Origin of the sequence: Mucilaginibacter sp. KACC 22773 (genome assembly GCF_028736215.1) — a bacterium.
Lineage (GTDB): Bacteria > Bacteroidota > Bacteroidia > Sphingobacteriales > Sphingobacteriaceae > Mucilaginibacter.
In genome coordinates this window covers 5472079-5492571 of sequence record NZ_CP117883.1, presented here as the reverse complement: position 1 = coordinate 5492571, position 20493 = coordinate 5472079, and the positions used below count along the sequence as shown (strand labels likewise).

Here is a 20493-nt window from a genome sequence, read left to right as displayed (position 1 = left end):
ACGATGGTTAAATCTAAATGTTGGTAAAATCACATATAGCTGAAAACGAAGATTATGCAGTTTGAGATGTTAAAAGAAAAATCGTCAATCATCAAAGTAATTGGTGTTGGCGGTGGCGGTGGTAACGCCGTAAACCATATGTACAGGCAGGGAATTACCGGTGTCGACTTTATAATTTGTAACACCGATGCCCAGGCGCTGGAGCTTAGCCCTATACCAAACAAGGTACAATTGGGCGCCAGCCTTACCGAAGGTATGGGTGCCGGTTCGATACCTGAGGTGGGAAAAAACTCTGCAATAGAAAATATCGACGATATAAAACAAATGCTGGGCGTTAACACCAAAATGTTGTTTATTACCGCAGGTATGGGTGGTGGTACCGGTACCGGTGCAAGCCCTATTATAGCCAAAGCCGCCCGCGAAATGGACATATTAACCGTGGGCATTATAACTACGCCGTTCTCTTTTGAAGGTAAACGCCGCAAAATGCAGGCCGATGCCGGGATGGAAGAGCTGCGTAAATATGTCGATTCGTTCCTGGTGATCTCGAACGACAGGTTGCGCCAGATTTTTGGTAACCTTACCATGAGCTCGGCTTTTGGGCAGGCCGATGATATATTAACCACAGCTGCCAAAGGCATCGCCGAGATTATAACCTTACCAGGCTATATCAACGTCGACTTTAAAGATGTGCGCACCGTAATGAAAGATAGTGGCGTATGTATCATGGGCAGCAGCAGCGCCGAAGGCGAAGGCCGTGCCTTAAAGGCTGTTGAAGGCGCGTTAGCTTCGCCATTATTAAAAGACAACGAGATAGAAGGTGCCCGTTACATTTTGCTTAACATCAGCTCGGGCCTTAAAGAGGTTACCATGGATGAAGTGAGCATTATTACTGATTACATACAGGAAGAGGCCGGTTTGGCTGCCGACCTGATTTGGGGTAACTGCGTTGACGAAAACCTGGAAGATAAACTATCAGTGACTATAATAGCAACCGGTTTCCAAACCAAAGACGAGCGTGAAAAAGAGATCAGCAACAAAAAAATAGTATCGATGCTGGTACCCGAAAACGCACCGTTGGTGAAACCTGTAAATGAATTTATAAACCCGGTTAAAGCCAACACACCTGCTCAGCCATATATTAAACACAAAGAGGAGCCTAAGCAAACCGGTTTGTTTGATATGTTTGGAGCCACTGAGAAAAGGGACGACGATGTAGTTAAGTTTAACCTGCACGAAGAGGAGCAGGAAGAAGAAAACGAGCAGGATATGGCTGGCTTCACGTTTAAAATGAGTGAGCCCGAAACGTACAGTGCGCCAGTACAGGAAGCCCGCAAGCCCGAGCCTGTGCCAACTCCCGTCCCTGAGCCGGAACCGGTAGCCCTTGCAGGTGCTGATGACAATAAAACAAACGAATCGATAGAGGAACAGCTGAAAAAATCGCGCGAGCGTATCATGCGCCTTAAAGATTTGAGCATGAAACTACGTACAGGCAACATCCAGGAGCTGGAAAATGTACCTGCTTACAAACGCAAAGAAGTTGCGCTGCAGGATACCCCAAAATCTGACGAAAGCGCCATCTCCCGTTTTAGCCTGATGCCCGATAACGAAGGCAACACCGAGATAAGGAGAAATAACTCGTTTTTGCATGATAATGCTGATTAGTATCAAGTAGTAAGTATCAAGTAGCAAGATAAAAAAGCGCAAAGCCGTTATAAGTAATTAATCATTCTTATAGCGGCTTTTGTGTTAGAGTAGGACAGGGTTCGTACTGCCATCAAAAGTCTTGCTACTTGATACTTACTACTTGATACTCTTCCGCGGGTTATAAGCTATTCTAAAAAGTTATAGCTATTGTGGCAAGGCTTCTTTACAGCTATATTTGCATATTATTCACGATTAACGGTAAATTATTTTGGATTTATTTGATAAAATAACAAAAAGCTTGGGCGGGCCGCTGGGCCAGCACCAAAAATGGTCACATGGTTATTTTTCATTTCCCAAACTGGAGGGGGAAATTGGGCCGCATATGCAGTTCAATGGGAAAGAGCATTTGGTTTGGAGCCTTAATAACTACCTTGGCCTGGCCAACCATCCCGAAGTAAGGGAAGCCGACGCCAAAGCAGCTGCCGATTATGGTATGGCCTACCCAATGGGGGCCCGTATGATGTCGGGAAACTCCATTCATCACGAAGAACTGGAGAATAACCTGGCCGCGTTTGTAGGTAAAGAAGCCGCTTTTTTATTAAACTATGGTTATCAGGGAATGGTATCCATAATAGATACCCTGGTTGACAGGAACGATGTTATTGTTTATGATGCCGAATCGCATGCCTGCATTATTGATGGCGTTCGTTTGCACATGGGCAAACGTTTTGTTTACCAGCATAATGATATTGAAAGTTGCAGAAAACAACTGGAGCGCGCTACCAAATTAACCGAGCAAACCGGTGGTGGTATATTACTGATTACCGAAGGTGTTTTTGGTATGTCGGGTGCGCAGGGTAAACTGAAAGAGATTGTAGATCTTAAAAAAGATTTCAATTTCCGTTTATTAGTTGATGATGCACACGGTTTTGGTACCATGGGCAAAACCGGCGCAGGCACACATGAGGAGCAGGATGTTGTTGAAGGTGTAGATGTATACTTTGCTACGTTTGCCAAATCAATGGCGGGTATAGGCGCTTTTGTTGCCGCTGATGAGCAGATAGTACACTTTTTACGTTACAATATGCGTTCGCAAACATTTGCCAAGGCTTTGCCGATGCCGATGGTATTGGGTTTAAAAAAACGCTTTGAACTGTTAGTGTCGCAACCGGAATTGCGTGAAAAACTGTGGCTCATCTCGTCAACCTTACAAAAGGGTTTAAAAGAGCGCGGCTTTAACCTGGGCGTTACCAATACTATGGTTACTCCGGTATTTTTAGAGGGAAACCTTTACGAGGCCACCAGCCTAACCCGCGACCTGCGCGAAAACTACGGCATCTTCTGCTCTATAGTGATCTACCCGGTTATCCCTAAAGGATTAATATTATTAAGGCTTATCCCAACTGCCGCACACTCGCTCGAAGATGTGGAGCGCACCCTAAACGCTTACAGCGAAATGGGCGAAAAACTAAAAGCAGGACATTATAAAGAGAATAAGCTGGAGATAGCGTAATTTGTAGATGTGCAGATATGCAGATTTCAGATGTGCAGATTTTTAAGTATTAAAGTGAAGGGCCTCGATTTGAGGCCTTTTGCTTTAATATCCTCGTCATCGCGGGCTTAAAATCCGCTGATTCTGAAGGGAAATAATATTCAAAAATAAAAAACTGTCATGCTGAGTTGTAAAATTTCGCGAAATTCTGAAGGGAGAATGACAATCAAAAAATAAACGACTGTCATGCTGAGGTACGAAGTATCTATTAACAAACTTTGCTGGCGGTATGCATGGCGTACAATAGATCCTTCGCTATCGCTCTGGAAGACAGAAAATGAAACTTGTCATGGGTAGGAACGAAGCATCTATTGGCGAACTTTTATATCGGTCATGCACAAGCTAATAGATGACAGGAAAATCGGAGGTATCGTGGGCGAATACAACTCTCCAACGATGTCGGCCGAATTTAAAAATCCCCATTAGCGATTTGAAATTGTATCGGCGCAGTTGCTTTGCCGGGACTAATAAATCAAACAATCATCTGCACACCTGGAATCTGCATATCTGCACATCAGGTAGCTTAGTGCTTAAAAAAAGTCAGATAAACCTGTTTCACAATATGATATGCAGCAAATGCGAAAAATAGTATGGCTATGCCAGTATTGATTAACCGGTTGCTAAGGGCAAATTTGCTTTGCATGTACCTGGCAAACTCTGCATATAAAAAGAGGCATAAAAAAGCACCGGCTGCCGAGCCAATACTAAATATCACCAAAGCAACTTTACCGGTTAGGATCCATTCGTGCGTAATAAGGTAGGTGCCGGTTATCATCCAAAACGGCACCTGCACGGGGTTTAAAAAACCCAGTAAAATGCCGTACTTAATACTATCATGTTCTGACTTGCGGGGTTCTGGCGGTTTTTTGCGATTGGCCCAGGTAATTGTCCCCATCACGGTAAATAAAACAACCATTACCCAATCTATAATTACGCTTAAATGCATCTGGCTTGATAACCAGTCGGCAGCGTGCATAATAAAGTAAGTAAAGAAAAATTCTACACACGAAAAAGCTATAATAAAACGCATGGCTTCTTTCATGCCGCGGTTTATAGTAAGTTGCAAAAGTGCCAGGTTGATGTTACCGGGCGGGATGTAACCAATAAAATTGGCTATAAGCCCGATAAAAAAGGTAAGGAATATCATTGGCGCAAAGATAAATTTAAAAATTTGAGAATTTGAAGATTTGAGAATTTGAAAATGACTGTCTTTGCTTTTAATTTTCAAATTCTCAAATTTTTAAATCTTCAAATCAATCTTCCGTACATTTGCACATCTATAATTTGCACATCCGAAATAATGCCAACTGATAAAATAGTATCCCTGCTTCCGTCTGCTACCGAAATAATATGTGCCCTGGGGCTTCAGGATAACCTGGTAGGCAGATCGCATGAGTGCGATTATCCCGAATTTGTAAAACAGCTGCCGGTTTGTACCGAAGCTAATTTTCCTGATGGGTTAAGCAGTGCCGCTATTGATGTAAAGGTGAAGGAACTGTTGGCCGATGCTTTATCTGTTTACACCGTTAAACGCGAAGTGATTAAACAATTGACCCCTGATGTAGTAATTACGCAGGATCAGTGCGAGGTTTGTGCGGTATCATTGGCCGATGTTGAACTGGCATTGGATAATTACCTTGATAAAAAAGCCAGGATAGTTTCTTTACGCCCCAATAGCCTTGATGATATTTTTAACGATATCGCCACTATAGCCGATACCATGGGCGTGCCACAAGCCGGTGCCGAACTGTTGGAGCTGTTGAACGAGCGGGTTGACATTGTTAAACACAAATTGAAATTTGCCGAAAGCAAACCTACTGTGGCCTGTATCGAATGGCTTGAACCCATGATGGTATCGGGCAACTGGGTGCCCGGACTTGTTAGCATTGCCGGCGGTACACCTGTACTGGCACAGAACGGTAAACATTCGCCCTACGTAAGCTGGGACGATATCCGGCTACAGAACCCCGAAATTATAGTAGTGATGCCTTGCGGTTTTTCGATAGAGCGTACGTTAAAGGAGATTGACGTTTTGATGCAGTTGCCCGGCTTTGCCGAGTTAAAGGCTGTAAAAAACAATCAGTTGTACATAGCAGATGGTAACCAGTACTTTAACCGCCCCGGCCCACGTATAGTTGACTCTATAGAAATCCTGGCCGAAATCATCCGTCCTAAACAATTTGCTTTTGGGTATGAGGGTGAGGGATGGATTAAGTTTAGCCTATAACCCGCGGGATTTAATTTAAAGTTGTTGCGCTTTTTTAATGAATGGTTTGGTATCAAGGCGTACCGTCCCAGGGTGTTTCAGGGTGTTCCAGGGCGTTTCACCCTGTACCAGGGTGTTTCAGGCCGTACCAGGGTGTTTCACCCCGTGCCAGGGCGTTTCACCTCGTACCAGGGTGTACCACCTCGTACCGGTACACACAGCACACAGTTTGCGAAGATTTTGAAAAATACAGCGATAATAATATCCCAACTTATTAAAATTATTTAAAAAGTTCCTTATATTTAGCTGCCCATTATTATCTAACATAACCCAACTATGCGCAAAATCTTTATCCTGACGCTGTTTGCAGCATTTTTTATAAGTACAGCCTTCAAAACTACCGATGCTGTAAAATTTAATGCCGCCGATCTGCGCATCAGCTGGGAGGTTATGGATAACAATTATCAGAATAAAAATGAAGCGTTAACCGCACTGGTAATTACCAATAACGGTAAAAATGTTTTGCCGGCGGGCGGGTGGAAGTTTTACTTTAACTCGGGCCGTGGTTTTACCGAGAATGCGGTAAGCGGCAACGCTAAAATAAACCAGGTAAACGGCGATTTATACAGTATTACCCCAACCGGGAGCTTTAAAGATTTGAAACCAGGCGAATCGGCCCGGATAGAATACGTAAACGACGACCCCGTAGTAAACATTACCGATGCTCCTGAAGGCATATACATGGTTTGGGATGAACAGCCCGAAAAAGGCTACAGCATCGGTTCTTTTGATATCAAGCCGTACAAACCAAGCTACGCCGGCCTGGTAACCCCCGAAATTGTTTACGACAGGAACAAAACGGTTACCGATATTCCCGCCGATCAATTGCCTAAAATATTGCCTACGCCGGTAAGTTATACCGAAACCGGTGGTACGTTTATAATCGACGGAAAAACGCCGGTTGCTGCCGATGGAGCCTTTGCCAGGGAAGCAGCTTACCTGGCAAACGGCTTTAGCAAGGTATTGGGCAGGCCATTAGCTATTTTGGCCAGCACATCGGGTGCTGGTATCACATTAAAAAAAGTTGAGGGTATTGCTCCTGAAGGATACGAACTTAAGGTAAATGTGAAGGGTGTTGTCATTAACGCTTCTACGGCTGCCGGTGCTTTTTATGGCATCCAATCCTTAACAAACCTGGTTTCGCCCGCTGCATGGGCTAAAGCCGAAAAGAGCATCAAAATTCCTTGTGTAGATGTAAAGGATGCTCCCCGCTTTGCCCACCGCGCGGTAATGCTGGATGTAGCCCGTAATTTCCAGACTCAGAAACAAGTTATTAAACTGATTGAGACCATGAGCCTTTATAAGCTTAATGTTTTGCACCTTCACTTAACGGATGACGAGGGCTGGAGAATTGAAATCCCATCGTTACCTGAACTTACTTCAGTTGGTTCAAAACGTGGGCATACGCTGGATAGCAAAAATCATCTGCCTGCATCCCACGGTTCGGGACCCGATGTAAATAATCCATACGGCTCGGGTTTTTATACTAAGGCGGAGTACATTGAAATATTAAAATACGCCACCGACAGGCGCATCATTGTAATCCCCGAGATTGAAACGCCTGGCCATGCCCGTGCATCTATCAAAGCCATGGATGCCCGGTATGACCGGTTGATTACCGAAGGGAAAAAAGACGAGGCAGCTAAATATTTACTGCGCGATTTGGACGATAAATCTGAATACAGGTCTGTACAATATTGGAATGATAATGTGATTAACGTATCGCTGCCGTCAACATATACTTTTGTTGAAAGGGTTGTTGATGATTTGATAGCCATTTACAAAGAAGCCGGTGCGCCATTGCCTGGTATTCACTTTGGCGGCGATGAAGTGCCGCCTCATGTTTGGGAAAAATCGCCGGCCTACCTAACTTTAAAGGCCAGCCACCCCGAAATTCAAAATACCGGCGATTTATGGTATTATTTTTACGGCCGGGTAAACCAGATATTAAAAGCTAAAGGAATTCACCTGGCGGGATGGGAAGAAATGGCCCTGCGCAAAACAAAGATAGACGGTAACGACACCTATGTGCCCAATCCCGATTTTACCGGCGAGCACCTGCAGGCCGACGTATGGAACAACGTTTTAGGCGGCGGACAGGAAGACCTGGCCTACAAGCTGGCCAATGGTGGCTACAAGGTTGTGCTTACCTGTGTTACCAACTTGTACTTTGATATGGCCAACTACAAATCATTTGATGAGCCGGGCTATTACTGGGGTGCTTTTTTGGGAATCGATAAATTTTACTCCTTTATCCCATATGACTACTTTAAAAATGCCGATGTTGACAAAAACGGAACGCCCATAAACCAAAACATATTTTTAGGTAAGCAGCGCCTTACCGATTATGGTAAAGCCAATATCATTGGTTTGCAAGGCGCACTATGGGCCGAAACTGTTAAAGGTCCGGAGCGCATGGATTACATGATATTCCCCCGCCTGTTTGGCCTTGCCGAACGTGCCTGGGCGGCAGACCCGACCTGGGCTACCGAAAAAGACCCCATAAAAGCAAAACAGGAATATGAATTAGCCTGGTCGACATTTTTAAATGTGTTAGGCAAACGGGAGCTACCTCGCTTAAGTTACTACAATGGGGGCTATAATTACCGGGTACCTAAGCCAGGCATTAGCCTGCAGGATGGTAAATATTCAAGCAATATCGAATTTCCAGGCTTAACTATCCGGTACACCACCAACGGTAAAGACCCCGATGCCAACAGCAAAATATACACAGGTCCTGTTGATTATAAAGGAGGCGAAATTAAATTCCGCGCCTTTGACCCTAAGGGTAGGGGAGGCAATGTAGCTACAGGGGGCGAAGCCGCAGAAGGAAAGAAACAGGGATCGACTTTATAAGTCTGAAGTCCGGGGTCTAAAGTCTTAAGTAAAAAAGATCCGCAGATCAAACAATTGACTGCGATTTTTTTTGCATCAATGACCAATTACAGCGCAGCGAAATGACTAAATCTTATGCGTAAATCCGTTATATATCATTTGCGACGCTAAAAAGGTTACTACTACCGCAAATACCCAACGTAGCCAGCCGGATGAGTTGGTATGTACCAGTATTTTTGAGCCGCTTAGCGCACCTAATAAAACGCCTATGGCGACAGGCATGGATAATCCGGGGTCAATATATCCGCGTTGCAGGTAAACCACCGCGCTTGCTGCAGCGGTAACCCCTATCATAAAATTACTTGTTGTGGTTGATACTTTAAAGGGGATACGCATAATGGTATCCATAGCCAGTACTTTTAACGCACCCGAACCTATGCCTAACAGCCCCGAAATTGTGCCTGCAAACATCATCATAAAAAACCCACCGCCTACATTTTTTACTTTATAGGCTACCGAACCACCGGCAGTTGGGTAGGTACTGTTCAGCTTCAGTTTTTCGGCCAGTACGCTGGGCTCCTGGTTTATGGATTCCACCTTTTTCTTTAACGACATGATGGCCGATAGGATAAGGATAACCCCAAACAAAATGGCGATGAAATGGGTAGGAATATAAACCGCTATAAGTGCGCCTACCATGGCGCCGGCAGTTGTAGCTATCTCCAAAAACATGCCCAGCCTGATGTTGGTAATGCCCTCTTTAACATAAGCAGCTGCCGAACCCGACGATGTTGCAATTACAGATACCAGCGATGCGCCGATAGCGTAATGAATATCTACCTTCAAAAGCAAGGTAAGCAATGGAATAATAACCACTCCTCCACCCAAACCGGTTAATGAGCCCAGCAATCCCGCAAAATACGAGCCGATAAGTATAATAAGCGTTAGTACAATTACCGACATAGTTTGCAGCGATATTGGACTACGAAAGTAATAATAACTTTTTTAGATAAGATGCTTCTTTTTGGTTCATTGGTTCACTTGTTCATTGATCTTTTGCATCGGCTACTCCTTTGCAATTGAACTGAATAAGCCAACTTGAAAATTGAAGCGACACTAATGAACCAGTGAACCAATGAACTATATTATATTTTGATAAATAACATAGATAATACAATCCCGATTAATTTGTTTTGCTATTTTAAGCCCTTTAAAATTAAATACATGAACAAAAAAGCCTGCCTGTTTACAATTTTATCTGCGCTGTTCCCAATGCTGCTTGTTGCCCAAATAAAACTACCGGCCAACATGTTTTTAAAAAAACTCCCCAATGGATTGGATGTATTGGTTGTTGAAGATAATAGCGTGCCCCTGGCCACCATCATGATAACTACTAAAAATGGTTCCTATACCGAAACGCCAAAATTTAACGGGCTAAGCCATTTATATGAGCACATGTTTTTTAAAGCCAATAAGGATTATAAAAACCAGGAAGATTTTTTAGACCGTGTAAGCGAACTGGGCATGCAGTTTAACGGATCGACAACGTATGAAAACGTAAACTATTATTTTACCCTGCCTAAGTTTAACCTGAACCAGGGGTTGGATTTTATGAATTCGGCCATCCGTTATCCCTCTTTTAACGCCGAAGAGATGGCGAGGGAAAATATTGTTGTTGATGGCGAGTTTCAACGCCAGGAATCGAGCCCGACATTTGCTTTGAGCGATGCTATGGACCACCACATGTGGGGCAATTTGTACAGCCGTAAAAATGCTATTGGCAACCATGATGTCATCCGTTCGGCTACGCCCGATTTGATGGACTCTATCAAAAATAAATATTATTATCCAAACAATTCCCTATTGACCGTTGCCGGCGATGTGGAGCACCAGGATGTTTTTAAAAAGGTGGAAGCCATTTATGGCAGCTGGAAACCATCAAAGTTTGATCCCTTTAAAAAGTGGCCCATACCGGAGTTTAAACCATTGGTAAAACCCGATTATTTTGTGGTAGAATCGGCGCTGAGCAACGTGCCCTTTATTATGATTGACTGGCAGGGGCCAGATACCCGCAACGATGTACAGTCAACCTACGCGGCAGATGTATTCAGTTATATTTTAAACCAAAACTCGTCAACGCTCAAAAAGGCGCTGGTACAATCGGGGCTGGCGCTTGATGTAAGCATCAGTTATTTAACATTAAGCCATGTTGGGCCTATCACCTTGTTTGTGGTACCCAATCCTGATAAAATTAGGGAGTGCATGGCCGAAATAAAACGACAACTGGAATTGATGGATAAAGCTGATTATGTAACCGATGAGCAAATTACCACATCTAAACAAAAACTGGGCATCTTAAAGGTGCAGGAAGAAGAAGTCGCGTCGGACTTTGTACAGGTTTTATCGTTCTGGTGGTCATCAGCATCCCTGGACTATTATACCACTTACAACACCAGGTTAAACCAGGTAACCCGGGCCGATTTGCAAAGCTATGTGCGCAAGTACATTAAAAACAAGCCCTACTGTGCCGGCATGCTCATCAACCCTCAACTGGCTGCACAGGTAAACCCTAAAACTTTTTTCAACGCATCAAACTGATTTAGGTCCGAAGTTTAAAGTCTGAAGTCCTAAGTATTTCAATTGCTTTCGATGATGACAATTTACAAATGATATAAAACATATATTCTAATGAAGAAAATATTTGTAACGCTTTTTTTTATCTGTGGAAGCCTGTCTGTTATGGCCCAGTCAGAAACAACGTCGTTTGATGTGGACGGGATAAAGGTAATTTTTAAGCCTACACTAAAAGATATTATCAACGTGCGCATGTTTTACCGGGGCGGCGTAACCAATTACCCGGCCAGCCAGGCAGGTATCGAAAAATTTGCACTGGAGGCTACTACCGAGTGCGGCACCAAAAAATATACGGGCAACGTATATCGCGACAGGGCCGATGTTTACGGCATTGACGTAGCGTCGGAAGGCGAATACGATTATGGTAATATCCAGATGCAGTGCATCACCAAATATTTTAACGAGGGCTGGGACTTATTTACCGAATCGGTTGTAAACCCTGTTTTTGAAGCAGGCGAAGTGGAATTATTGCGGAGTAAAATAGTAGCCAAAATGCGCGAAGATCAATCAAACCCGGATAAGCGTGCAGAGCAACTGGTTTTGCAAAATGCCTTCGAAGGCACGCCTTATGCCACCGACCCTGATGGCACCGAGGAGATCCTGAGCAAATTAACAGCGTCCGATCTTAAAAACTATTACGGCTCCATCTTCAATAAAAACAGGATGTTTATTGTAGTGGCCGGTAAAATCAGCAAAGAGGTGCTCATTGCCAAAATAAAGGCATCATTTGCCAACATCCCATCTGCACCATACACACCTGTTGCCTTACACGAACCGGCCTGGAACGATTACAAGGTGGTTAAGGAAGACCGCAACCTGCAAACCAACTACATAGATGCTATCATGAATGGCCCAACATTTAATAGCCCCGAATATGTGGCTTATCGTGTAGGTATTTCGGCGCTGGGTGGATCGTTATTCAGCGAGTTACGTACCAAGCTTAATCTGTCATATGATCCCGGTACGTATTCTGTAATGCAGCATATGCCTTATGCTTTAATGTACGTGAGTACAACCAGCCCAAAAGAAGCCGTAACAGCCATGAACGAGCAACTGAATAAAGTATTAAGCTACGGCTTAAGCCCGGAGGGACTTAAGCGCATAAAAAGCAGCTTTATTACCACCAACTATATCAAGCAACAAAGCACCGCCTCCATAACCGGCAGCCTGGGCATTGCCGAAATTTTGGGCGGTTGGCAAATTGCCGAGGACCTGCCCAAAGCCATCGAAAACGTAACGGTTGACCAAATAAACCAAGCTATGCAAAAATACATCGTCGGCCTGCGCTGGAGCTACTTAGGCGACCTGAAAAAAGCAGACGAAGCTGATGCTGCGTTTAAGATGACTGTTGGTCATTAGTCATTGGTCATTAGTCATTATGGTAACTTGAATTTATGGGTAATCGTTTAGAAGATTTAGAAATTTATAATTTATCTCAAATATTTGGCGAACAAATATGGGAGCTGGTTATAAAATGGGATTATTTGGCGAAAGACACTATTGGTAAACAGTTGGTAAGGTCAGCTGATTCTATTGCCGCCAATATTTCTGAGGGATTCGGGCGATTTCACTACAAGGAAAACAAAAACTTCTGCTATTTCAGTCGTGGGTCTATCCTGGAAACCAAAACATGGCTACAGAAGGCTAAAAGCAGAAAATTGATTGAGGAAGAGCACTATCAATTACTAATGAAACAATTAGAACTTATCCACCTAAAACTAAACGCCTACATCAAATTCATTGGCAAAAATATCCTCAATGACCAATGACAATCTGCAAAAATATAGGCACCAATGACTAATGACCAATGACTAATGACTAATTTCGCCCCATGGGTTATAAGAGTTTACAGGCTTGTATTGCCGACCTGGAAAAACATGGTCATTTGGTGCGGATTAAAGAGGAAGTGGATCCTCATTTACAGATGGCTGCCATCCACTTGCGGGTGTTTGAAAACCAGGGGCCGGCCATACTTTTCGAAAATGTAAAGGGCAGCAAGTTCCCGGCAGTGTCTAACCTGTTTGGTACGTTGGAGCGGTCTAAATTTATCTTCCGGGATACGCTGGAGAAGATCAAAACACTCGTCGAACTAAAAAACGATCCTATTAAGGCTATTAAAAATCCTTTTAAATATGCCAATGTAGCGCTTACAGCCTTATCGGCATTGCCCATGAAAGGTAGTGGAAGGGGCGCCCCCGTAAACTTTGGAAAATGTAACATCAGCGATATCCCGCAGATAGTAAATTGGCCTATGGATGGCGGGCCTTTTGTAACCATGCCACAGGTATACACCGAAGATGCCGATAAACCCGGCATCATGAATGCAAACCTGGGCATGTACCGCATACAATTGGCCGGTAACGATTATATTTTGAATAAAGAGATAGGCTTACACTACCAGCTACATCGTGGTATTGGGGTACATCAAACCAAAGCCAATGCAAAAGGCCAGCCTTTAAAAGTGAGCATTTTTGTTGGCGGCCCGCCAAGCCACCCGGTGGCTGCCGTTATGCCGCTGCCCGAAGGCTTATCTGAAATGACCTTTGCAGGCGCCCTGGGTAACCGTCGTTTCCGCTATTTTTATGATGATGAGGGTTTTTGCATTTCCTCGGATGCCGATTTTGTGATAACCGGCACTGTGATGCCAATGGAAAATAAACCAGAAGGCCCTTTTGGCGATCACCTGGGTTATTACAGCCTCGCCCATGATTTTCCTTTGTTAAAAGTGCATAACGTATATCATCGCAAGGATGCCATCTGGTCGTTCACGGTGGTAGGGCGGCCGCCGCAGGAGGATACCAGTTTCGGCGCATTGATCCACGAGATAAGCGGGGCAGCCATCCCGAAGGAAATACCGGGCCTGCACGCCGTTAACGCCGTTGATGCGGCTGGTGTTCACCCATTATTATTTGCAACCGGCAGCGAGCGCTATACGCCCTACATTAAAGAACGAAAACCACAGGAGATATTAACCATCGCCAACCACATTTTAGGTAAAAGCCAGCTAAGCCTTGCAAAATATTTGCTAATAGCTGCTCAGGAAGATGACCCGAGCCTGGATGTAAATAATATTGCAGCATTTTTACATCATATACTGCAACGCGTTGATTTTACCCGCGACCTGCACTTTTATACCCGCACCACCATTGATACCCTTGACTACAGTGGCGACGGACTGAACACCGGTAGTAAAGTAGCCATAACCGTAGCCGGCGATATTAAGCGCGAACTTTGGACAGAGCTACCATCCTGGTTTGATTTGCCCCGCCCGGTGACCCATATTAAAATGGCCATGCCCGGCGTATTGATGGTTGAAGTGCCTAAGCATGTGAATCATAAGGATATCGATAATGTTATCAGCGTTATTGAATACCGGCTGAAAGAGGAAGAAGATGAACTGGGCGGACTGGCGCTCATGGTACTATGCGATGACGCAGCCTTTGCAGCAGCCAATATCAACAACTTTGTATGGGTAACCTTTACACGCAGTAACCCATCGCACGATATTTATGGTATAGGCAGCTTCACCGAGCACAAACACTGGGGCTGCAGCGGCCCGCTTATTATAGATGCACGCATTAAATCCCACCACGCACCGGTATTGGAGCGCGACCCTGAAGTTGAAAAGCTGGTTGATAAAATGGGCGAAAAAGGGGGGGCTTTGTACGGATTGATTTAGGTTAGAATTGATGCAAGGGGCGCATATTAATGCTAATTGAAAAAAGTACGTTAACCGGCTTGCCTGGAGTGTTTTTTGCAGGCAATATTCTAACCGGCGTACCGGTTCAACATTTGGAGGTTGTTTAAGGCATTGCCCATGGTGTTGTTAAAATAAGCATAAACCGTTTTACCATCTGCTAGCCATTCTTTTACATATTGTGCATATTCATATAAAAAGTCATCGGCATAGCTGCCGCGGTATCCCCCATCGGGGCCATGAAACCGCAGGTAAACTACATCATCATGAACAGTTATCAACGGGCTGGCAGATGCCGGCATATCATGCAATACCATGCCCATATTATACCGCGCCAGCAGTTCATATACATCGTCACGATACCAACTCCGGTGTCTGAATTCAACTGCTACCTTCCATTCACAGCCCGGGTCGTTTAGCCGGATTATGCTGATTAACCGCTCAAGCGCATGCAGGTTATTTACCTGTATACTGGCCGGGAACTGTACCAGCAGGCAACCTTTTTTATCACCTGCCTGGCCAACTGCCTGCATAAAACGTTCCACATCTTCGGGGTTAAAAGCCAGGTTTTTGTTATGCGTTATCTCGCGCCACAATTTATAGGTAAACTTAAAGTGATGGGGCACTTCGGCAGCCCATTTGGCAACGGTTTTACCAATAGGTAGTTTATAAAACGAACTGTTAATCTCTATAGAGTTGAACAAAGTAGCATAAAATCCTAACCTGCTCAGATGTCCCAATTCCGGCGGAAAATCGCGTTTGGGGATCGGGATTTGCAAACCGCTTATACCAGCGTAAAATAAATTATCGTTATCCACCCAATTATAATAGGAACCGCAGCCCAATTGTTTTATTCAGCACTATCATTCCAATAACTATTCAGCCCCTTTTCCAGGGCAAACTGACTCGTCCTGAAATAACTATACACTAAAAGAAAGTGTATGAAAGAAGAATCGGAACAAAAAGCGAGTCAGATTCGCCTTACTAAGCGATGTCACTTTGAAAGCAGCCTACGGAATGAGATCATAAAATTGATAGAATCAGGGACTCCGCGGAGCGTGATAGCCTATCAGTATGGCATGTCGCGGGCATCTCTGAGTAAATGGATGCGCGACCGCGGCTCGAAAGAGTACCAGGAAAAACAGCGGGGATATCATTTAAGCGACATAGAAAAAAGATCCGTCGTCCGCCAGGTTGAGCAAGGCATTCTGAAACCTTATGCAGCGAGGAAGTCATACGGACTAAGTGGAGAAACGTTAAATAAATGGCTTAAGGCCTCGTTGAAAGAAAATGCCGAACTTGCGGTTCATGAAAAGTTTGAGATGAAGGATAAAGCTGAAGGGCAGTCTGGTGTGCCGGACCCGGAAACGGAAGCTTTAAAAAAGGCTTTGGAATATGCACAGCTAAAGATCAGTGCCTTAAATACCCTTATTGATGTAGCAGAGGATCAGTTTAAGATCAAGATCAGAAAAAAAGCTGGGGCCAGGCAGTCATGATAATGAAGCAGGATTACGCGCATTTAAGCTGGGCGTTTCTATGCGGACTGTTTGGCAAAACCCGCCATGCGCACTATGATCACTTATGGAGAAACCAGGATGACTCTATCAAAGAGGAAATTATCCTGCAGCTTGTTCATGAAATAAGGAAGCCTTTACCCCGGTTAGGGACAAGAAAGATGCTTTATCTGCTTAAGCCGCAACTGGCTTCTCATCATATAGAAATCGGCAGGGACTACCTGTTTGACTTGCTTGACGCTCATAAGCTGCTGATCAGGCAGCGTAAACGAAAAGCAATCACCACCGATTCCCGGCACTGGATGCATAAGTACGCCAACCTGGTAAAGGAAATGCATATTATACGGCCGGAGGAACTTTGGGTAAGCGATATAACTTACATTCGGGTGCAAAACCAATGGGGCTACCTGTCACTGATAACAGATGCATTTTCACGTAAGATCATGGGTTATTGTTTCCGCCTGGATATGCTGGCGCTGGGGCCTATAGCGGCCTTACAGATGGCCCTGGATGTCCGCAGTTACAGCGGGCAAACCCTTACCCATCACTCTGACAGAGGGTCCCAATACTGCTCTAAGGATTATGTGGAATTGCTTGGGAACGAAACTATTTCCATCAGTATGACTGAACGGGGTGACCCGTATGAGAATGCACTGGCCGAACGAATGAATGGCATCATCAAGGGGGAGTTCGACCTGTACATCAGCCCGGTTAACTTTGAGCAGACTTATAAAAAGATCGATAGCAGTATTAAGGCATACAACGAATTGAGGCCCCATGGAAGCTGTGACTACCTGACGCCTTGCCAGGCGCATGAACAAGGTGATGTACTGAAAAAACGCTGGAAGGAATACCCGGGCAAATGGGAGAAGGAAAAGCCGCTGGCCATACCCGCCTGACAGATGAGTTATCAACAAAAAGAGGAGGTTCAGCAAAAAGAAAAAAAGAAGCAAAAAAAGAAAAACGTGTTGAAATATGGAAAACTGAAGGAGTTTCCCACATTCCAACACAACAAACAAACAACAAGTTATTTAACTTTATCTTTAAAAAAAGAACCTGTATAGTGTTTACAGGATTAACTCACAAATCTGTATAGTTATTTCAGGACGGGTCAAACGCATCTAATTGGGTTAACATAACTTGACATATTTTGGATATTTTTTACATAAATATCTAATAATCAGTATTTTGTATTTTGGTACGGTTAACACTAAATTGATCTCGCAATTTAGGCGTATCCAAATAAAAATAAGGTATCGTTTGATGCTTATATCTTCCCAACGCTATAAGCTTATTCCCTTAGCTATTATTAAACAACAGCTTATCGTAGTTAACTATTTAGATGCGTTTGCCCTGGCCCCCTTTCATCTCTAGCTTTTTACCCGTTCGCCTTTTACCTTTCACCTCACCCCAACTGCTGCAATTGCTTAATATCTTCAGGTGTTGTTTTACAGCAGCCGCCAATAATTTTGGCGCCTGCCAAATACCAGCTTTTTGCCCCGTCATAAAAATGAGTATGGCTTGTGTTAGCCGGCAGCCAGCATTTATTCACAGCATCCCAAACTTCGCCCTTGTTTGGATAAACCAGGATATACTTACTGGTATTTGTGGCCGCTATCTTTACTAATGAAGCTATATGCTGTGGCGCGGTGCAGTTAACACCAACCGCTACTACCTGTGCCGATTGATTTATCAATTTTACAGCATCGGCAAAATCTTCCCCGCTGCTCAGGTGGCTTTCATCTTTACAGCTGAAACTGATCCAGGCTTGTACGCCGGGAAACTCCGCTAACAATTCCTGCAACGCAACGGCCTCATCTATACACGGAATGGTTTCGCATGCCAGTACATCTGCCCCGGTTTCTATTAATACCTGCATCCGGCGGCGGTGAAACGCTTTCAAATCTTCAATGCCTACACCGTAATTGCCCCGATATTCTGATCCATCGGCCAATGACGCCCCATAAGGCCCTACCGAGGCAGCTACCAATGGCCTTTCACGGCCGGGGAACGCTTTGATAAACTCATCACGCGCATCAAAAGCCAATTGTACGCTCAGCTGCATCAAGCCGATAGCTTCTTCGGTTGTATATCCGTGCTTTGCAAAACCTTCAAAGCTGGCCTGGTAGCTGGCGGTTGTTATGACATCGGCGCCTGCCATTAAATAATCATAGTGTACCTGCTTAATCAGCTCCGGGTTCTCGTTTAACAGTTTTGCCGACCATAAACTATGGTTAAGATCAGCACCCCTCGCCTCCAGCTCGGTTGCCATTGCCCCATCAAGAACAACCAAACCTTTTTTTTGAATAAAATTATCGAAGATGTTTTTCATGCCTAAAATTCCGGGCTGCAAGGTAGCAATTGTATGTGTTCCAGTTTAAAACTCGCTATTTAAATTTAGGAAAATGTATCCTGCGGCGAAACAATAATCCTTTATTAAAGCACTCACATATTGCCGGTTTCTTAAAAACCGGGCGAGGCCTAAACCCACCCGTATCATGCCCTGTCTGCCTCTGTACCCGGTTTTTGAAGCATCCCAGTTATTTTACCACCTTAATTTTAGTGACGATGATATAATTGTACGTAGCAAAAATGCCCGTATCCTTTTTGTAATTTAAATTAACGTTTATCGGGAACCGGGTATTTTCATTAATTCCCAATTGTGCCAGCGAGGAGTTGATATGATAATAGGAAGGTGGATTTTTTGCGGTATCGTTTTTAATGGTGATCAGTAAGCCACCACATAACGGCGAAGGGCACATACGAAGGTCGTAGCCTGTTAAAACCCCATTGCTTTGATACGGGGTTTCGTTATTCTTTTTACAGGATGCAATTAGCAACCCTAAACAAAAGATGATAGCAAGCAATTTCATGATTAGTTTTATTATTAATACGACTGCAATATCCGCAGCGATACAGGTTATTAAAATTAATTCAAAACCAGCACTTTATCTGCAAATATCAACGAAATAACTTATATTGGTGTTTGTATTTAATTTAGTACTACATCAACCTTATTGCCTGTAAATGACATCTACCCAAACCAATGCCACATGGCCCTTATGGCGACGGATAGCCTTCCGCTTTTTTTTCATTTACCTTACCCTGCAGATAGCGCCGCTGGCCTGGCTGGCCGAAATCCCTGGAGTTGGCAAGTTATTGTCTTTTTACTATTCCTTTGTTGATTGGGCTGTAACTACATCTAACAAGCTATTTTTTCATGTTCGTGAGGTTTTGGTGCAACCCAACGGCAGCGGCGATACATCATGGGCCTGGGCGCAACTGTGGGCAATATTATGCGTAGCGCTCATTGGCTGTCTGCTGTGGTCGGTAATTGACCGTAAGCGAACCAGTTACACTCATCTTAACTACTGGCTTTGCCTGGCAGCTCGTTATTACCTTGCTTTTTTTGCCTTAAGCTACGGTATACTTAAAATATACGCCTTGCAAATGCCGTTTCCAAATCTGCATCAATTGGCCACGCCACTTGGCGATTTGCTGCCCATGCGTTTATCGTGGATGTTTATTGGCTACTCCAAAACCTACCAGGTGTTTTCGGGCATCATGGAAACATTGGTTGGCTTGCTGCTGCTAAACCGCCGTACAGCAACCCTCGGCGTATTTATGGCGGCCGGCGTATTTGGCAATGTAATGATGCTTAACCTGAGTTATGATATCCCGGTTAAGCTATTTTCAATGGAACTTACTTTGGTAAGTTTGTTTTTACTGGCTAACGAGGCAGGTCGGCTTTATTACTTTTTTGTACTCAATAAGCCTGCACCAGTTGCCAATACTTATCATTTTAAATATACCCAAAAATGGATGCGCATAAGTCGCATTGTGTTCAAATGCGCGTTTTTACTTATAGCTGTAATTATGCAAATAATAAAAAACTGGCAATATTACCAGGAAGCAAACGCAGCGCCAGACAAGCAATATCTTAAAAACGGAGTTTATGAAGTGGCCGTTTATTCGGTAAATAAAAAAGATATTCCTTTGTCTGTTGCAGATACCTTAAGATGGCATGACTTTATTTTAGAAAACGGCACCGGGAGTATTAAAACTGCAGATACAGCCTTCAGGCAACGCTATAAGCGTGGGTATTTTGTTTACACTACAGATTCTGCGAATCACCTTTTTAAGATACAAAAGTTCGCCGGAGATAATTACTGGTTAGCCAGTTTCAGATATGAAAATCCAGATAGCACCACCATAAAACTTTGGGGAAAAATACGCAACGATAGCTTATATGTACTGTTAAAGAAAACAAACCGGCATTTTCAATTGGCCGAACGGCAGTTTCATTGGTTGAGCGAGCGTAACAGGTAATTGTGAGATCTGTTGTCTG

17 protein-coding genes are annotated in these 20493 nt (G+C 44.0%); 12 read left to right on the top strand and 5 right to left on the bottom strand.

Annotated features, from left to right (window positions below):
* Nucleotides 1–54: 54 nt before the first annotated feature.
* Nucleotides 55–1665: a cell division protein FtsZ gene (gene ftsZ / locus PQ469_RS22700; RefSeq protein WP_090652415.1), complete on the top strand. Its 1611-nt coding sequence runs from the start codon at nt 55–57 to the stop codon at nt 1663–1665.
* 250 nt (nt 1666–1915) lie between these two features.
* Nucleotides 1916–3160: an aminotransferase class I/II-fold pyridoxal phosphate-dependent enzyme gene (locus PQ469_RS22695; RefSeq protein WP_090652414.1), complete on the top strand. Its 1245-nt coding sequence runs from the start codon at nt 1916–1918 to the stop codon at nt 3158–3160.
* 562 nt (nt 3161–3722) lie between these two features.
* Here PQ469_RS22695 and PQ469_RS22690 read toward each other — a convergent pair.
* A complete protein-coding gene (locus tag PQ469_RS22690; protein ID WP_090652413.1) occupies nt 3723–4346 on the bottom strand; it encodes a LysE family transporter in 624 nt (207 codons plus the stop codon).
* Nucleotides 4347–4499: 153 nt separating this feature from the next.
* Between PQ469_RS22690 and PQ469_RS22685 the strand changes: the two genes are divergently transcribed.
* Entirely contained in the window at nt 4500–5426 is a 927-nt protein-coding gene (locus PQ469_RS22685) for a cobalamin-binding protein (protein ID WP_274209710.1), read from the top strand.
* 315 nt (nt 5427–5741) lie between these two features.
* Complete coding sequence (locus PQ469_RS22680; RefSeq protein WP_274209709.1) at nt 5742–8321, top strand: family 20 glycosylhydrolase; 2580 nt, start codon at nt 5742–5744, stop codon at nt 8319–8321.
* A 105-nt stretch (nt 8322–8426) separates the two neighbouring features.
* Here PQ469_RS22680 and PQ469_RS22675 read toward each other — a convergent pair whose 3' ends face one another.
* A complete protein-coding gene (locus tag PQ469_RS22675) occupies nt 8427–9263 on the bottom strand; it encodes a sulfite exporter TauE/SafE family protein (RefSeq protein WP_274209708.1) in 837 nt (278 codons plus the stop codon).
* 261 nt (nt 9264–9524) lie between these two features.
* Here PQ469_RS22675 and PQ469_RS22670 point away from each other — a divergent pair, with 261 nt between their 5' ends.
* From PQ469_RS22670 to PQ469_RS22655, 4 genes are all read left to right on the top strand, one after another.
* Nucleotides 9525–10898, top strand: coding sequence for a M16 family metallopeptidase (locus PQ469_RS22670; protein ID WP_274209707.1), 1374 nt, complete (start codon nt 9525–9527; stop codon nt 10896–10898).
* A gap of 90 nt (nt 10899–10988) precedes the next feature.
* Nucleotides 10989–12293 carry a M16 family metallopeptidase gene (locus PQ469_RS22665; RefSeq protein WP_274209706.1) on the top strand — a complete coding sequence of 435 codons (1305 nt, stop codon included), beginning with the start codon at nt 10989–10991 and terminating at the stop codon, nt 12291–12293.
* Between the two features lie 35 nt (nt 12294–12328).
* Complete coding sequence (locus tag PQ469_RS22660; protein ID WP_274209705.1) at nt 12329–12703, top strand: four helix bundle protein; 375 nt, start codon at nt 12329–12331, stop codon at nt 12701–12703.
* A gap of 62 nt (nt 12704–12765) precedes the next feature.
* Entirely contained in the window at nt 12766–14613 is a 1848-nt protein-coding gene (locus tag PQ469_RS22655) for a UbiD family decarboxylase (RefSeq protein ID WP_274209704.1), read from the top strand.
* A gap of 89 nt (nt 14614–14702) precedes the next feature.
* Here PQ469_RS22655 and PQ469_RS22650 read toward each other — a convergent pair whose 3' ends face one another.
* Nucleotides 14703–15449: a DUF72 domain-containing protein gene (locus PQ469_RS22650; RefSeq protein ID WP_274209703.1), complete on the bottom strand. Its 747-nt coding sequence runs from the start codon at nt 15447–15449 to the stop codon at nt 14703–14705.
* 123 nt (nt 15450–15572) lie between these two features.
* Here PQ469_RS22650 and PQ469_RS22645 point away from each other — a divergent pair, with 123 nt between their 5' ends.
* From PQ469_RS22645 to PQ469_RS22635, 3 genes are read left to right on the top strand one after another with little or no spacing between them, the layout of a single operon-like run.
* Complete coding sequence (locus PQ469_RS22645) at nt 15573–16127, top strand: hypothetical protein (protein ID WP_274209702.1); 555 nt, start codon at nt 15573–15575, stop codon at nt 16125–16127.
* Between the two features lie 2 nt (nt 16128–16129).
* On the top strand, nt 16130–17044 hold the full coding sequence (locus tag PQ469_RS22640; RefSeq protein WP_274209701.1) for an IS3 family transposase: 915 nt from the start codon (nt 16130–16132) through the stop codon (nt 17042–17044).
* The gene (locus PQ469_RS22635) at nt 17008–17241 is read left to right on the top strand and encodes a hypothetical protein (protein ID WP_274209700.1); all 234 of its coding nucleotides are present in this window, start codon (nt 17008–17010) and stop codon (nt 17239–17241) included. Before PQ469_RS22640 ends, PQ469_RS22635 begins: the two co-directional genes overlap by 37 nt.
* A gap of 309 nt (nt 17242–17550) precedes the next feature.
* On the opposite strand, the gene mmuM is transcribed toward PQ469_RS22635, so the two are convergent.
* Nucleotides 17551–18477, bottom strand: a complete 927-nt coding sequence (mmuM, locus tag PQ469_RS22630; RefSeq protein WP_274209699.1) for a homocysteine S-methyltransferase — start codon at nt 18475–18477, stop codon at nt 17551–17553.
* Nucleotides 18478–18685: 208 nt separating this feature from the next.
* Complete coding sequence (locus PQ469_RS22625; protein WP_274209698.1) at nt 18686–19018, bottom strand: hypothetical protein; 333 nt, start codon at nt 19016–19018, stop codon at nt 18686–18688.
* A gap of 154 nt (nt 19019–19172) precedes the next feature.
* Between PQ469_RS22625 and PQ469_RS22620 the strand changes: the two genes are divergently transcribed.
* Nucleotides 19173–20474, top strand: coding sequence for a hypothetical protein (locus PQ469_RS22620; RefSeq protein WP_274209697.1), 1302 nt, complete (start codon nt 19173–19175; stop codon nt 20472–20474).
* Nucleotides 20475–20493: the final 19 nt, after the last annotated feature.